The 15,388-nt window shown below is 67.3% G+C and carries 13 protein-coding genes and 1 pseudogene; 11 read left to right on the top strand and 3 right to left on the bottom strand.

Translation table 11 applies throughout. The annotated features are described in order from the left end of the window. Positions 1 to 4 precede the first annotated feature (4 nt). The 6 genes and pseudogenes from C2865_RS14020 to C2865_RS14040 all read left to right on the top strand — a co-directional run bounded on the left by C2865_RS14020 (position 5) and on the right by C2865_RS14040 (position 3,856). The gene (locus C2865_RS14020; RefSeq protein ID WP_106398903.1) at positions 5 to 544 is read left to right on the top strand and encodes a DUF4913 domain-containing protein; all 540 of its coding nucleotides are present in this window, start codon (positions 5 to 7) and stop codon (positions 542 to 544) included. 23 nt (positions 545 to 567) lie between these two features. Next, positions 568 to 1,122: a hypothetical protein gene (locus C2865_RS39380; RefSeq protein WP_157963704.1), complete on the top strand. Its 555-nt coding sequence runs from the start codon at positions 568 to 570 to the stop codon at positions 1,120 to 1,122. A 123-nt stretch (positions 1,123 to 1,245) separates the two neighbouring features. Further along, on the top strand, positions 1,246 to 1,647 hold the full coding sequence (locus C2865_RS41405) for a hypothetical protein (protein WP_106398904.1): 402 nt from the start codon (positions 1,246 to 1,248) through the stop codon (positions 1,645 to 1,647). Between the two features lie 4 nt (positions 1,648 to 1,651). After that, positions 1,652 to 2,389, top strand: coding sequence for a hypothetical protein (locus C2865_RS14030; RefSeq protein WP_106398905.1), 738 nt, complete (start codon positions 1,652 to 1,654; stop codon positions 2,387 to 2,389). After that, positions 2,386 to 2,790, top strand: coding sequence for a hypothetical protein (locus C2865_RS14035; protein ID WP_106398906.1), 405 nt, complete (start codon positions 2,386 to 2,388; stop codon positions 2,788 to 2,790). Before C2865_RS14030 ends, C2865_RS14035 begins: the two co-directional genes overlap by 4 nt. A gap of 110 nt (positions 2,791 to 2,900) precedes the next feature. Then, a pseudogene (locus C2865_RS14040) lies at positions 2,901 to 3,856 on the top strand (IS5 family transposase). Between the two features lie 59 nt (positions 3,857 to 3,915). Here the strand turns inward: C2865_RS14040 and C2865_RS14045 are convergent. Together C2865_RS14045 and C2865_RS14050 are read right to left on the bottom strand one after the other, a co-directional pair. Beyond that, complete coding sequence (locus C2865_RS14045; RefSeq protein ID WP_106398907.1) at positions 3,916 to 4,506, bottom strand: hypothetical protein; 591 nt, start codon at positions 4,504 to 4,506, stop codon at positions 3,916 to 3,918. Between the two features lie 835 nt (positions 4,507 to 5,341). After that, positions 5,342 to 6,934, bottom strand: a complete 1,593-nt coding sequence (locus tag C2865_RS14050; protein ID WP_232835592.1) for an ISL3 family transposase — start codon at positions 6,932 to 6,934, stop codon at positions 5,342 to 5,344. A gap of 136 nt (positions 6,935 to 7,070) precedes the next feature. Here C2865_RS14050 and C2865_RS14055 point away from each other — a divergent pair, with 136 nt between their 5' ends. Both C2865_RS14055 and C2865_RS14060 read left to right on the top strand, forming a co-directional pair. Beyond that, entirely contained in the window at positions 7,071 to 7,358 is a 288-nt protein-coding gene (locus C2865_RS14055) for a hypothetical protein (protein WP_198653319.1), read from the top strand. A 127-nt stretch (positions 7,359 to 7,485) separates the two neighbouring features. Then, entirely contained in the window at positions 7,486 to 7,764 is a 279-nt protein-coding gene (locus C2865_RS14060) for a hypothetical protein (protein ID WP_198653320.1), read from the top strand. A gap of 328 nt (positions 7,765 to 8,092) precedes the next feature. Here C2865_RS14060 and C2865_RS14065 read toward each other — a convergent pair whose 3' ends face one another. Further along, positions 8,093 to 11,299 carry a hypothetical protein gene (locus C2865_RS14065; RefSeq protein WP_157963705.1) on the bottom strand — a complete coding sequence of 1,069 codons (3,207 nt, stop codon included), beginning with the start codon at positions 11,297 to 11,299 and terminating at the stop codon, positions 8,093 to 8,095. A gap of 417 nt (positions 11,300 to 11,716) precedes the next feature. On the opposite strand from C2865_RS14065, the gene C2865_RS39385 reads away from it, so the two are divergent. The 3 genes from C2865_RS39385 (at position 11,717) to C2865_RS14075 (ending at position 15,352) form a co-directional block, all read left to right on the top strand. After that, complete coding sequence (locus tag C2865_RS39385) at positions 11,717 to 11,899, top strand: hypothetical protein (protein WP_157963706.1); 183 nt, start codon at positions 11,717 to 11,719, stop codon at positions 11,897 to 11,899. Between the two features lie 700 nt (positions 11,900 to 12,599). Continuing rightward, entirely contained in the window at positions 12,600 to 13,907 is a 1,308-nt protein-coding gene (locus C2865_RS14070; RefSeq protein WP_106398909.1) for a DUF4365 domain-containing protein, read from the top strand. A gap of 11 nt (positions 13,908 to 13,918) precedes the next feature. Further along, entirely contained in the window at positions 13,919 to 15,352 is a 1,434-nt protein-coding gene (locus tag C2865_RS14075; protein ID WP_157963707.1) for an argonaute/piwi family protein, read from the top strand. The last annotated feature ends 36 nt before the right edge of the window (positions 15,353 to 15,388 follow it).

Below are 15,388 nucleotides of genomic sequence, written 5' to 3' on the forward strand. Positions count from 1 at the left end.
ATTCATGCAGTCAGACCTGCCCGTAGACGCCCACCCGTCCGCCCTTGACGGCCTCGAAACCCGCTACAGCGACCTCACCGACTGGGTGACCCGCCAGTTCAACCCCGTCTACCGGCGCTCTCTCGGCGGCGAATACCGGTGGTGCGCCGAATGGTGGCGCCACGCCGAGGCGATCATCCGTCTCTCCGCCCTCTGGTACTCCTGGGAGTCGATGCGGCTGCAGGGCGCGACGGGCATCGGCCTGTGGTTCCGCGACCACCTCGACCACCAGATGCCCATCCTCATGGGCCCCCGCGGCCCCTTCTACCAATGCTCGGAGACCCAGCACTTTGAACCGCACCGGGCCCGGCTCCAACCGCCCGTCGAAGGCTGGTTCGATCCTGAGCCTCCCTGTCTTCCCGACGAAGACACCGAGGAGGGAACCGAGGAGTGCACCGAGGAACTGAGCGACGCGGAGCTCATCGCTCTGCTCAGGGAGATCAGCGATACTCCCCTGCCATCCGATGACGGACTGGAGCCGCTGGACGACGAGGACGGCATCTGATGGCGGCGAGGAGCACGCGCCACATGCCCGGTGGCCTCGTCCAACTCACCTTCGGCGAAGGAGACCTCATTCTCCGGGGCATCGTCGTCGCCACGGCGAAGACCGAGAAGGGCACAGGTCTTCGGCTTCTCAGCGTCCCTGGCTATGACGGCCATCTCGTGCGGGTTCCAACAAGGCGGCTCTCTCCCGCGGATCCGTTCTGGCCCGTGCCTGTGCCCAGTCTTAACCTGACCGCGACCACGCCCACCGAAGCCCAGCGGCTGCTCGTGGCCCTCGCCTTGGCCGTGCGGAACGACGAACTCATCCACGAAACGCCGGACGAGGCCGTCCTCCAAGATCGTGAGCACCTTGCCGAAGCGCTCGGAAAGTGGTCTGGCAGTGGCCCTGAACGGGTTCTGGCCTGCGCTGAAGCCACCGCTCACGATGCGATCGACGAAAACCGGCTTCTCTCTCCGGCCCAGCTCGCTGCGGAAAGTTTTCTGTCTGCTTTCGACTCAGCGCCGGCTCCTGGTCCAGACGTCCGACTCGGCAGGGGCAAGAACGTTCTCCCTCGCCCTCAGCCAAGGAAGCGCCAGTAGTCAACAGAACCAAACACTGTTGATTAAAGTTGACAGGCGCTTCATCGATCACCATTCTTGAACCATCCGTCACCTGGAGTAACCGGCGATCGCGCCGTTCCCACACGCACCTCGGAGGTATCCGTGCAGCTCCAACTGCCCCGACTCACCGCCCGCCTCGTCGATGCCCGCAGCCTCGCCCAGCAGTTCGACGCCGCCATCACTGGCCTAGAAGCGGCCGAACGGGCCGCACACGCCCTCGCTGAACACAGCCCCGAGGGCACCTCCCATGCCTACCTGTCCGCCTGTGACGAAGCCGGCCTGGCCATCCGCGACCTTCTCGCCATCCCCGTCCTCAGCCGCCCCGAAGAGACCTACCTGGCCGAAGGCGGCGCCCCGGTTCCGCTCGTCCTCGCCCTCACCGCTCTGACCGACCAGATAGCCCGCACCCTGATGTCGGCAGCGAACAAGACCAGCGCCACCGACCGCACCGCATGTCTGGCCGCCGCCCACCACGCCTGCCTCGTGACCAAGGCCCTCAGGTGAGCCCATGACCGAAGCCTTCAATCCCGTCGAGCACGCCAGGAACTCCGCCGCCCACGCCCTGAACGCCCACGACCAAGCGTCCCTCGACTCCATCCCGGAGCCTCCCGATACCCCTTGGTGGCAGCAGGCCAGACTCGCCACCCTGCTCCGTGACCTGATCCACTACACCGACGCACACGAACTCAACTTCGAAGCCGCTCTCCGCGAAGCCCGCTCCTGGCACCGAACCGATATCGCCGAACAAGCCCATTACAAGCCCGGCGACGAGGTCAAACTCCGCTACACCCCGCACCAGGGCGTCGTCGTCGCCCTCTCCTCAGGCCAGGACACCCTGCTCTACGAAGTCCGCATCATCGGCAAGCCCTACCGCCGCCTCCTCAAACCCACGGACCTGGCGAGGGCCTCCGCCTTCCCCACTTTGTCCGTCGAAGGCACCGACCTGCTCACCGCCACCGCTGCGGAGCAGGCCTTCCACCAGGCAGTGGCCCTCGCGATCCAGGACCCCACATCCAAACGCGTCAAGAACTGCAAGCTCCTCGCTGACACCCTCTCCACCTGGAGCGGTGTCCCCCGAGACGAGCTCTACCTCGGTGCCCGCCGAGTCGTCTCCACTCACCCCGGCGACCTGGCTCGGCAGAACTACCCGAACCAACCCGACGCCACCTTGACCGGTCCTTCCCCCACCGCTCCCCACCCGAGCCCGTCCGCCACCCACTCCACCTCGAAGGGCCCCACCCCGTGAAAGAACACCTCGACCACGTCACCCGTCAACTGCAGCAGGCCACAGCCCGTTCCACTCTCGTCGCCACCGCCTACATCGGTCTCGAACTCGTCAGCCGAGCCGCCTTGGCCCTCGCTGAACTCTGCCCTGAGCCGAATGTGCCCGCCTACCAGGCCGCCATCCTCGAAGCCGACGAAGCCGCCATCGCCCTGGCCACCGCTCCTTCTCTCACCTGGCCCGAACATGACTACCTGGCTGATCTACCCGACCATGAGGAGTTCGCCGCCCAACTCATCACCCTCACCCTCGCCGTCCACCAGGCCCTCCTCCTGGCAGCCAACAAATCCCACAACCCCGCCGACCGCCTCGCCTGCCTGGAAGCCGCCCTCCACGCCGCCCGAGCCCACCAGGCCCTCCGTTAGGGCCTGTGTGATGTTGTGATCAATCTCTGGGTTCCGTCCCGCACCGGGGGTGGGGTCCGGTAGGAAGTCGGACATGACGCAGGCAGTTCACCGACGAGCAGGGGAAGCTCATCGCGCCTTACCTGCCGATCGGTGCTTTCGGCCCTTATCCCGAGCGGCTGCGCAAGCAGTTCGAGGGGATGGTCTGGCGGTTTCGCACCGGCGCCCAGTGGCGGGAGATGCCCGCGGAGTTCGGGGCGTGGCCGACCGTCTACGGACGCTTCCGCGTCTGGCGGGACGCCGGGGTCTTCACCGCCCTGCTGGAAGGCCTGATCTCCGAGGCGGCCCGCCGGGGCGAGACGGATATCTCCCTGGTCAGCGTGGACTCCAGCACCGCCCGCGCCCATCAGGAGGCGGCCGGGATGCGCATCGACGCCGAGGTCCTGGACGCTCTGGAGAAAGCTGCCGCCGAGCAGGACAGGGCCCGGCAAAAGGGGGCGGCGCGCACGAGGCCGACGGGCAGGAGAGCGCAGACGGCCCCGGCCGGGACGAGCGGCGGCGCCTGCGGCGACGGCGCAAGCTCCGCCTGAAACAGGCTCTGCTGGGGCGCTCGCGAGGCGGGCTGACCAGCAAGGTCCATCTGGCCGCCGATCGCAGGTGCCGCCCGCTGGCGTTCGTCCTGACCGCCGGGCAGGCCGCCGACAGCCCGCAGTTCATCCCCGTCTTGAGGAAGGTGCGCATCCGCCTGCCCGTCGGCCGTCCCCGCACCCGGCCTGAGGCGGTCGCCGGCGACAAGGCGTATTCCTCCCACGTTAACCACCCCTACCTGCGCAAACGTCACATCAAGGCAGTCATTCCGGAGAAGAAGGACCAGGCGGCCAACCAGCAGGAACAAGGGCAGCCGAGGCGGCAGGCCCGTCGGCCACGACTCCGGCCTCTACCGGGAACGCAACACCGTCGAGCGCCTGATCAACAAGCTGAAGGCCTGGCGAGGCGTCGCCACCCGCTACGACAAGTCGCCCGAAAGCTACCTCGCATGCCTCCGTCAATCATCTGGATCGACGACCTTCTCCAGACAGCCCGCTGATCACAACATCGCACAGGCCTTAGAAGCTTCCGCCGGGGGCGCTGTTCGTGTGGTGGGTGCTACAGCGGTTCATCCATCTGGCCGCGCGCCCACATCAGGGTGCCCTCGACGCCGACGAACCAGGACTGGGGATGGTCGCTGCGCTGGTGGACGGCGGCGGAGGCGGCCCACCGTTCGGCGTCGATCTCCTCCTCTGTCGGGGGGATGGAGGCGTGCTGGCCGGTGACGGGACCCGCCGTGCTCTGACCGATGCCGAGCAGCCAGGCCAGGGCGTCGGCCACGCCGCCGGGGTAGGGGTCGTCGGAGGAGGAGGCGGAGGCGTACTGGCGCTGGAGTTCGGCCTTGGTGGGGATTGGGTGCCGAGGAAGGCTGCGCGCTGGGGAGTTCCCGGCGGGGGCGGCATCGGGCCGCTGCATCGCCCGGAAGACCTCCAGCGCCGGGGCCCGGGTGGCTGCGACGATCGCGCCGAGGAGCCGTTCGGGGTACTCGTAGCGGGGGTTCATGCCTGAGATCCAGATGGTGGGGGCGTCACCGTTGTCCCCGTTGCGCCAAAGCTGTGCGAAGTAGGACACCATGCCCTCGTCGTAGCCCCAGACGCTCTGCTGGTCCCAACCGTCGAGCCAAAGGCCCTCACGGAATCCGTGTTCCACTATCCGCTCCCTCGTCTCAGGCGTCTCTGTCGATTCCCCATGATTGCCGACAGACGCGTGCCGTGGACCCCGATGCCTCTCAACGGCAGAGTCTGGCCTCAGGATCCACCGACAGGCCCTGGGCCATCTCTCGAACTCTGGGATGTGGCGGTGTGTCGCGATCGTTTACGAGTGAGGTCTCCGGTGGAGGGTTCAGCGACCCAGCAGAACCTGAAGTACCGGAGACCTCGTGGCCGCCCTGGCGGTGACGGGGCAGTTCGACCTGACCGATGGGCAGCGGGCGGTTATAGGAGCCTTTGCTGCCTGCGGGTACAAGGCAGGGTCGGCCGTCGCAGTGGACAAGGAGCAGCTCATCGAAGGGATCCAGTGGCGAGTGCGGGGTGGGTGCTCCGGGACGCAACCCCATCCCGCGCGATGTCCGGGCAGCCTTGGGATGGCCTGGCCAGCGCAGCCGAGGCGACCGATCTGCGCGAATCCGCCACAGCGAGGCCAGAACCTTGATCACTACCACGCCGCCCACCGAGATCCGCCCTGGATCTCCGCCCCAGCCGCCCGTTGGCCGTCCGGCGGAGGAGGCATCCAGGCAGCTGCCCCGAGCACCTCCCTGCCGCAAGACAGCTCCTGATCTTGTCCGGACGTGTGCCGGATGACGGGACTCCAACGAATCCCGGCACCCCTCCTCGTCAGCGAGAGTTGACGAGGAGGGGTGAGAGACTTCGCCGGAGTGGCCGTCGACGCGTCTGGCGTGCACCGCCCCTGATCGTCAGTGCACTGGCTACGTAAGTGAGAACGGGATCTGGCACAAACTCCGTGAAGCGGTGACGGTGGGTGATGGTCAGTTGGGGTGGAGAATGCGTTTGCGGAGGAGTGCGAAGCCGGCACGCCCGAACATCTGGCGTTTGAGCATTTTGATGCGGTTGACCTGGCCTTCGACCGCTCCGGAGCTCCAGGGCAGGGTGAGGCCTGCGGTCACGGCGTCGAGGTCGCGTTCGATGCCGTTGGCGAAGGTGTGCAGGGCGGGCAGGTCGTCGCGGCGGACGGCCTGGAGCCAGTTTTCGAGGGCATCGCCTTTGCGTTGGGTCATGATGACGGCGAAGGCGCGGACGTGCTCGGTGAGTGCCGCGAGTGGGGGGCAGCGGGCCAGGATTCCCTTCAGTTGGAGCCGGTGGGCCTCCTCCAGGCGGTCGGGATGGGCGGTGATCCAGCCGGTGGTCTTGCGGACCGAAGGAGCCGGTGGCGCGACCGGTTGCGGAGTGCGCAGGGGCCGCAGGTAGTCGCGGAGCGCCGCATAGCTGCCCTGGTAGCCGAGGGCGGTGATCTCTTGGAGCAGGCGGGTGGCGTTGCGTTCGCCCTCGCTCCAGCGCTGGTGCAGGTAGGGCTTGAAGTCGTCGACGACGCTGGGTTTGGTGGTCCATTGGCCCCACAGCAGTTCGTCCGCCGTGGCGGCGCGGGCGAAGCGGGTGACGGTGTTGCGGGTCATGCCGAGCATGCGGGAGATGGCGCGCAGGCTGTGCCCGGCGTCCTTGAGCTCGTGGATCCGGGCGTGTTTGGCGCGTGTGCGGTCGGCGAACCGGGAGGACGACGTCGCCTTGGGCGGTGTGTCGGCGGGCGGGGTCGGCTCGGGGCGTTCTTCACGCAGGCAGGAGCGGTGGCGGGAGACGGTCCGCTCAACGGCTTCGGCCAGGTTATGCCAGAGGTGCCAGCGATCAGCGCATTGAACGGCCTGCGGGGCCCCTGCGAGCGCGCCGTCGGCGTAGGCGCCGGCCCGGTCCCGGCAGATCACCTCGATGCCCGGATGCTTCTTCAGCCAGGCGGCGAGGGTCTCAGCCGTTCGGTCGGCCAAGACGTCAACGGGACGATGGGTGTCCATGTCGATGAGGATCGTTGCGTAGCGGTGGCCACGGCGGGTGGCGAAGTCGTCCACGCCCAGGATCCGGATGGAGCCGATCGGCGGGTCGGGCAGTGCGCGGACCAGCCGGATCAGGGTGGATCGGCTGATCGCCAGCCCGAACCGGGCCGCCAGGCGCTGCCCGGCACGACCGGCCAGCGCGAGGGCGACGGCCTGCAGCACAGCACCCAGCTGCCGGGTCCGCCGCGCATGCCGCCGCGTCATCGCAGGGACCTGCTCTGCGAACGTCCGCGCCGGGCAGCCGGTGTTGTCGCAGAAGAACCGGCGGATCTCCAGGTGGAGCAGGACCGGCCGGCCTCCCGCGGCCAGGTCTTGAAGCCTGCGCCGATACCGGCTATGCCGCCGGGAGGCCACCGACGAACACCGCGGGCAGCACGCCGTGGCCCCGGCCACCCGAGCCGCCACCACGACCTCGCCACCCTCGTCCCGGATGTCCTGGACCTCTACCCGATCCAGATGCGGGAGCAGGATCCGCACCCGCGCGACCTCCTCACCGGACAGCACGCGCCGCACCAACACCTCACGAAGCAATCGACGATCATTCCGGACGGAGCAGATCATCACGCAGCAAGCAGGCGGCTACCTCCTGAGTTACCAACTCGCGATCACCAGAGCGACGCCCGCAGCCACCCTCCGTCACCACTTCACGGAGTTTGTGCCAGATCCGTTTCTGATCTGCGCGTTCAAACACGACAACGCGCTGTGCAGCCCAAAGCCCGGAGCGACCGCGCCCCGCCAGTACGCCTGCCAGACCGGATGCGGCAACACCGCCCGCACCGACACCCACGCCCGCCAACTCAGGCAACGAGCCGACGACCTCGACCAGCAAGCCGCCCACACACCGAGTCCTCTGGCCGAGCGGCTCCGCACCAGCGCCACCAGATTTCGGGAGCTCGCCGACACCCACGACATCACCGCCCGGCCTGCGAAGGACATCGGATGAACGAGCGGCATCACGACGAACGCACCCGGATCCGTGAGGCCATGGACGGATCCTGGCGGGCAGACCCACTGCCTCCGACGGCAGCCCGACCATCGTCGCCCTGGCAGCCGAAGCCGGCGTGCACCGCATGGCCCTGCTCAAACGGCACAGCGACCTGAAGAACGAGTTCTACCAGCGCGTACGCGCAGAGACCTCGCAGACCCCAGAGACCGAACACCGACTACGCGAGACCATCACCAAGCTCAAGAAGACCATCGCCAACCAAAACGCCGAACTCGAAAAGCTCAAACACCTGGTGACTCACCTGACCCTGGCCAACGCCGTCCTGACCGCCCAACCCCGGTCTCCACGCACATCCCATGACAACGTCGTCACCCTCCGGCTCCAAGACGATCAGCCACCCTGACCCGCTGCGCGCGGCCCGGCAGCGGCCGAGCCGTCAACCGCTCAGAGCCCTCTATCGCGCAAGCAGAGGAGCAAAGGCCCGGACTCGAGGCAGTCCGAGCCTGACCAGTGCTCCCGATCAACGCACCCCTGATCGTCAGCGCACGTGGATGCGCTCGCAGGAAAAACTGATCACATGTCCGCAGGGTTCGTGATCACGGGCTGGCGATAGAAGACCGCGAACACCGGCGTAGACGGCCCGACGTAGGCGCCCAGAACGTTGAACTCCAGGTATTTTCCCCATGGTTGCCGACTGTCTCAGCGGATTGATCATGGACTGTGCTGGCCAGTCATTCCAGGTCGTCCCATCCCCACTGGTCGGCAGGACGTCCGTCCGGTTCCCGCCCGAACCGATACCGTGCCATGTGATCATCAACCTTCAGGAACTGGTCGAACCTACCTGCGGATGGCAACCGGGCGACTAGCGCGGTCATTTGATCGCTGGCCCCCTGACTCTCGGCCTTGGCCATTTGCAATTGCTTCAACAGGTCTGCCACAGCGTACGGACTACGGAGGGCGGCGTGAGCGGCAGGGTCACGGGTCAGCAGCGTACGGACCTGGTCAGGAGCACTAGCCTGTCGCAACTGCTTCAACAACTCAGCCACGGCGCTCGGATCATGGAGGGCGGCGTGAGCGGCAGGGTCACGGGTCAGCAGCGTATGGACCTGGTCAGGAGCCCCGGCAGTCGGCAACACTGCCAGCATCTTCGCTATGTGATTCGGGTCGTGGAGCGGGGCCTGGGTGGCGATCCGCTCGGCGAACGCGCGAGCCTGGCCGGCGACACCAGCCTCCCGAAGCGCGGTCAGCATCCACGCGACATGGTTCGCGTCATCGAGCGAGGCCTGGGTGGCGATCCGCTCGGCGAACGCGCGAGCCTGGCTGGCGGCACCAGCCTCCCGAAGAGCGGTCAGCATATCCGCTATGTAGTTCGGGTTTTGGACCATCTTCGCTACGTAATTCGGGTCGTGGAGTGGGGCCTGGGAGACGATTCGCTTGGCGAACGCGCGAGCCTGGCTGGCGGCACCAGCCTCCCGAAGAGCGGTCAGCATGCTCGCTGCGGCGTGCGGGTCATCGAGCGTGGCATGGGCAGCAGGGTCGCGGGCGGCCAGCGCGCGGATCTGGTCGGTCGCTCCGACCCACCGCAACCCTTCCAGCATCCACACCACCCCGTAGGGGGCGTCGAGCCTGATGTGGGCGAAAGGGTTACGGGCCAAGAGCGTATGAACCTGCCCAGCGGCCCCGACCTCCCGCAACGCAAGCAGCAGCATTGCGACTGCGGCCGGGTCGTCGAGCTGCGTGTGGGTGGCAGGGTCTCGGGCCAGCAGGGCTCGGATCTGGCCGGTGGCCCCGGCATCTCGCAACGCCCACAGCAGTGCCACCAGGCCGTCCGGGTGATCGAGCGGTGTGTGGGTGGCAGGGTCTCGGGCCAGGAGCGCGTGGATATGGTCGGTTGCCCCGGAATGCTGCAACTCGCCCAGCAGTTGGTCCAAAATGTGTGGGTTGTCGAGCGGGGCGCGGGCCGCCAGCACCCCGAGATGATCTACCACGCCGACGTTCGCCAATGCTGACATCATCTCCAGCACATACTGCGGGTCATCGAGCGGGGCCTGGGCGGCGATTCGCTCGGCGAACGTGCTGACCTGGTCGGTGGCCCCGGTCTCTCGCAGTTCCCGCACCAGATCCTCGACGGTCTCCATCTCAGCCTCATCGAGCGAGGCCTGGGCGGCGATCCGCTCGGCCAGAACACGGGCTTGGCCGTCAGCGCCGGCCTTCCGCAACTCCGCTAGCAGCCACGGTGCACCGTACAGGTGATCAAGTGCTGCGTGGGCGGCAGGGGCACGGGTCAGCAGTGCGCGGATCTGGTCGGTGGCACCTGCCCTCCGCAACGCGCTTAGCAGGTCGGCCACGACGCCAGCGTCATCGAGCGGGACCTGGGCGGCGATCCGCTCGGCAAGAGTACGGATCTGCTCGGTGGCGTTGGCCTTGCCCAACGTGCTCAGCAGATCTGCCAAGGTGTACGGCTCGTGGAGCGTGACGTGGGTGGCGGCATGGGTGGCGGGTCGTTGGTCGGTGGGGTGTAGTTGGTGCAGGTGGTCGACGAGCGAACGAGCAGCCCATGGGTTGCCGTGGGTGGTGGTCGCGTTCTTGTGGAGCTGGGCGGCGTCGCGGTAGAGGCCCCGGTCCCAGGCGGAGTCCCCGAGCGTAGCTTGGTCGGAGGGGCTGGCGTGAGCGGCTGCAGCGGTCCAGAAGCCGATGGGCGGGATCTGATCGGCGCGGGTGATGCGACCGTACTGGTCAAGGTAATCGGCTAGCCGGTACATCGCGCCTTGCTCCCCGGCCGAGGCTGGCCGCCGGTCTCGGTGGCCCCGGCCAGGACGGTCGGGGCGGATGCGGGTGATCGGTCCGCGGGCGCCTTTACACGGCTTGGGATCGGAGATGTAGGCCAGCGCCTGCTCCAGCCAGTCCTCACTCAGCCGCTCGTACTGGATGTCGGTCAGGTACGCCAACGCGGCCTGCTCCAGCAGCGGCAGCGGCAGGGCGTTGCTGTGTCCCATCCGGCGGGCGTCCATCGCCGCGCAGATGACCGCCTTGGCCGCCGACGGGGCGGTGCAGAACCGGTCCACCAGCGCCGGGCCACCGGCCAGGTACTGGGTTATCTGACCTCCTTCGGCCCGTTCGGCCGCTAGGCCCAACCGGGCGTCCGATTGGGCGGCCTGCTGCAACGCGGCCAAGTCGGAACCGGTAAAGGTCTCGGGCACCTCGATCATCGCGCCGTCCAGTACCTGACGCACCTGCGAGCCGGAGCATCCGGTCAAAGAGGCATGGTGGTCCGGCCACAGGGTGCCCAGCACCAAAACCGGCGCCCGGTCCGGATCGGCCAGCAGACTGCGCAGCTTGGCCGCGACCCGCTCCCCAGCCTCACCGTCAAGGTACTCCTGCGTCTCGTTCAGCCACACCACAGTCCGCGGCCCCACCCGGTCCAGTGTCTGCACCGCAGCCTCAGGCCGGGTCGGGTCGAACGGGTGCCACAACCGCCATTCTTCGGGGCGTTCGCGCAGCAGGCGCAGCGCTTCCCAGCAGGCCCGGGTCTTGCCCGCCGACGACCCGGCCACCAGCACCGCGATCGCGCTGTGCCCGGCTGCGACCCGAGCGACCACCCGGGCGAGTTGAGCGTCATGCGCGCGCCGTATATACGGCGGCAGCGGCGGCAACCCGCCCGCCTGCTCCAGGGTGATCGGCCGATGCACCTCCAACACGAACGGGTCGTTGAACTGCGACAGGACCCGACCCGGCCGTGACCGTTCCAACCCCGCCCGGGCCTGCTCGGCCAGCACCGCGGTACGTGTCCCATCCGCCCGCCACGCCGCCTCGGCCCGGTACGCGTCCCTCCACCGGCGCGGGTCCACCAGCTTGGCTCCTGCGGCCCGCTCGTCCGGCGACCGTGCCACCTCAGCCAACGCCCCGACGGCCCGCACCACCTTCAGTAGCTTGTCCAACTCCTGGGGGAACCGGTCACCGCGTAGCCATTCCCCGACCGTCGTCGGGGAGACCCCTGCCTCCCTAGCCAGGGCACGGTCCGACGGCTGCTGCCCCAACCGGTGCTCCCGGAACTCAGCCAGCTCAGCAATCAACGCTGCGAAATCCCGCTTTCCGCCCGCCGGACCCGCCACCACCTACACGCCCTCCCACTCGCCACGACCACATACCGGGTGTCCAACCTCCCCCTGGACACCCGGCCAGCGCGATCTCACCCTGCCCCGGACCCTAGAACGCCCACCGGCCGTTTGCCTCCGGATGCGTCCGATCTGCGACCGAACTCCTGCCGGACAGCCACCTGGACGGCCAGCGTCGGCTTCACCCACCAGCCCTCTCACCAGGGGCCACCCACCACGAAGCCAACGGGAGCCACCCAGATGAGCCCACGAGAAATCCTTGCCCTACTACTCGCCCTATCCACCGCACTCAACATCGCGATCACCGCCGGCCTACTCGCTCGCGCCGCAGGCGCCAACGGCGCCAACGCGATCCTCACCGGAGCAGGCGCTGCAGCCACCTTCCTCAGCCTCTACCTCGCCGCCGTCGCCGCTTACCACTGACCCCCATCCGTGCAGCAGTTCTCGCGCCTGCTCCACGACGCCCCACCTGAGATATCGGGACCGACCAGCGAACGGTGGGGTCGGAGCCACTGGCGGATTACCGCAGCTCAGCGGGCCTGCCGAACGGCCCTCCAGCATAGATCGCACCGTTCCTGAGCTTCCCCCCAAGATCACGGACACCACTTCGGCCTGAGCCTGGTCGGTGAGGAGGAGCGAGCGAGCCGGGAGCAGCCCGCCTGCTCCCGGCTCGCTCTTCACCAGTCCAGCGACGTCAGACTCGGTGGCCGGTAGACCGTCGCGAACGCTGGAGTTCCCTCACCGACGTACGCCGCGGTCACGTTCACCTCCAGGTATTCTCCCCATGGTTGAAGACTGTCTCTCCCCGACTCCTGACCACCCCGAAAGCCCAGCTGTATCGTCGATCGTCAACGACGAGACGGAGCGCCAAGCCCGTTGCCTGGGCGCAACCGGACCAAGCCAGGCCCCCTGTCCGGTCCCCAAGGGGACGCGACCTCCAGCCGGCCCCGGCGTTTGGCGGTTGAGCCTGGTTTTGTCCGTGCCTCGGCCTACTGTGGTTGGTTCGGGTCCGGGTCGCGGATGCCGGTTACCCGATCTTGTGGGCAAGGGTTCGCAAGTCAGGTCGTTCAGGCATGGTCAGGTGGGAATCGCGTGATCTTCTTCATGACGGGGCGATGATCGGGTGCCGAAGCGCAGCGTTCAACAGCGAGCGGGCTTTCGGGGTGAGGCGTTCGTCGACAAGGCGGTCTCCGACGCCGGGCATGTGTGGAACGACACCAAGCGCGACTTCGCGATCGACGGGCAGATCGAGTTCGTGGCGGCAGACCGCGAAGTCACGGGAGTCGCCGTCGTCGCGCAGGTGAAAGGCACCGAGGCGGGATTCGCTGGGGACAACGCCGCGGGGTTCAGATTCTCCTGCAAGGCCGATCACATCGACTACTGGCTTCGCCTGGGCAGACCGGTCGTCCTGATCTGTGTGGATCTCCGGGTCGACAAGGCGTGGTGGAAACGCGTCGACACCTGGTTCGCCGACCCCGAACGGAGAGCCCGGCATGTCGTCGACTTCGACAAGGAAGCAGACCGGTTCGATCCCAGCGCCTTCAGCAAGCTGTCGGCTCTCGGCGTGTCAGTCGGGGAACCGCTGCCCCGGCTCGAAGGCAGCGAAAGCCTGGTCTCGAACCTCCTGGCGGTCGAGGGTTTTGGACCGCAGATCTACGGGGCGTCGACCCCATGCCGCGACCGCGGCGACGCCTGGGAGCGAATGCGGTCCAACGGTAGCTTCGAGGGCGGCTTCCACCTGTCGGCCGGCCGGATCTACTCCCTACTGCCCCTGGACCGCGGACCCCTCGCCGTCCTGTGCGACGGCCCCGTCGGTTCCAGCCCGACACAGGATTGGGCGAACACGGAAGACCCTGACCTCCTGCGCCGGTTCGTGTCTCTACTGAACTACACGCTGCGGTCTGCTCATCATCCCGATCTTGTCTGGCACGCGAAAAAGAAGATCGTCTACATGCAGGCGACGCCGGACCGCTCGCGGCGACGGATCAGAGGCCGTTACCGCGGCAGCAAAGGCCGTAGCTTCTTCCAGCCGTACTTCGGCAAGGACGACGAGACAAAGATCAGCTTCTGCCGGCACTACGCCGCCGGGCTGTTCTTCCGCCGATGGGGTGACCAGTGGTACTTGGAAATCAACCCCACTTACCACTTCACCATCGACGGCCAGCGGGACTCGCTCTACGACGCCGAGTACGTCTCTAAGATCAAGCGTTTTGAACGCAACAACGCCGTCTACCAGCTGGTGCGGGCGTGGGCCGACTTCCTCCAAGGAGAAGACACCCTGTTCAGCACCAGGGACGAACGGATCCTCTTCGGGCAGCTTCTTGAACTGGACTGCGACGCAGCGATCGATGAGACGGTCTGGATCCCCCAGGAGACTGCGTCGGCGTCAAGCGTCGGCAGTCTGGCGCAGGGATTGTGGGACGAGCTGTGAAGGCGCACGTCTTGTACGAGCCCGAACTGGAGTTCCGGGCCGGGAACCGGCACATCGACCCGCGCTACGGCATCGGCGTCTTCGGCCCGGCTGACGCGGACTCCCCAACCGCGCCCCATCAGATCCCGGTCGCGCTGGTCGGTCCGACGCGGTCGATCGACGGAATCCGGAAATGGCTCCAGCGCTGCCAAAGCCCGATCGAAGCCAAAGAGGCAAAACCCGGGCAGGAGAACCTGCACCAGGCGTTCCCCGGGTTCAGTACCGACTCGGAGTTCGGCTCCGAACTCGTCTTCGACGACGCACTGGTCCGCGAGATCCCCGAGCGGCTGCTGCGCAAGCTCGCTCGCGCCGACGTCGCATCCGCCACCACCGAAGCAGTCGATCTCTACGCCGACGCGGCAAGATCACTAGCTGAAACCGGACGCTGTCGCGTCGTGATCTGCGCCCGTCCCGACGAGCTCAACGATCGCGAAGAACGCCCGCCTCCCGACTACCTCGCCGGAGGAGGCGAAGAACGGGAAGAACGCGACGCCGGCGGCGACTTCCACGACCTCCTCAAAGCCGCAGCGTTGGGGTTGCACGCCCCGCTACAGCTCATGCGCACGGAGACCTGGAGCGGCATCAAGGCGAAGAACAACGGCGAAACTGCCAGGCCGCTGCAAGACGAGGCGACCAGGGCATGGAACCTGCACACCGCCCTGTACTACAAGGCCGGCGGAACCCCCTGGCGTATGCAACGCCACAGCTCCGACCTCGCCACCTGCTACGTCGGAATCAGTTTCTACCGCACGGCCTCGGGCGAAGAACTGCATACCGCCGTCGCCCAGGTCTTCAACGAGCGAGGCGACGGAGTCGTCGTCCGCGGCGGCACCGCGCAGATCTCCAAGAAAGACCGGCAACCCCACTTGGCCCTGGCCGACGCCAAGCGGCTCCTGCTCGACGCCCTCGCCGAATACCGCAGCACGCACGGACATCAGCCAGCCCGCATCGTCATCCACAAGTCCTCGAACTTCACCAGCGGCGAGACCGAGGGATTCCACCAGGCCGCAGACGAACGCGAAATCGACCACGTCGACATGATCTGGATTCAGCGACGCGGGGCTCCCCACCTCTACCGCACCGGCCAACTCCCGCCGCTGCGCGGCACCACCGTCCAACTGGACGAACGATCACTCCTGCTCTACACGCGCGGATCCGTGCCCTACTTCCGCACCTACTCCGGTCTGTACGTGCCTCAGCCACTCCTGATCAGACCCGCATCACCGAACACCGACCTACGCATCGCGGCCACCGACATCCTCGCCCTGTCCAAAATGAACTGGAACAACGCCCAGCTAGACGAACGCGACCCTCTCACCTTGCGCACGGCCTACCGCGTCGGTGCGATCCTCAAGCACGTACCTTCCAGCGCCAGAATCGCGACCCGCTACGCGTACTACATGTAACTCCGAGAGCGGAGCGAGGCAACGGGCGTAGGCAGG

Source organism: Actinocorallia populi (genome assembly GCF_002995495.1).
Classification (GTDB): domain Bacteria; phylum Actinomycetota; class Actinomycetes; order Streptosporangiales; family Streptosporangiaceae; genus Actinocorallia; species Actinocorallia populi.

Bases quoted from the DNA above. Each gene is read 5' to 3' on its own strand.
- C2865_RS14020 (WP_106398903.1), top strand. From the start codon at position 5: ATGCAGTCAGACCTGCCCGTAGACGCCCACCCGTCCGCCCTTGACGGC.
- C2865_RS39380 (WP_157963704.1), top strand. From the start codon at position 568: ATGCCCGGTGGCCTCGTCCAACTCACCTTCGGCGAAGGAGACCTCATT.
- C2865_RS14030 (WP_106398905.1), top strand. From the start codon at position 1,652: ATGACCGAAGCCTTCAATCCCGTCGAGCACGCCAGGAACTCCGCCGCC.
- C2865_RS14060 (WP_198653320.1), top strand. From the start codon at position 7,486: ATGGCCCTGCTCAAACGGCACAGCGACCTGAAGAACGAGTTCTACCAG.
- C2865_RS39385 (WP_157963706.1), top strand. From the start codon at position 11,717: ATGAGCCCACGAGAAATCCTTGCCCTACTACTCGCCCTATCCACCGCA.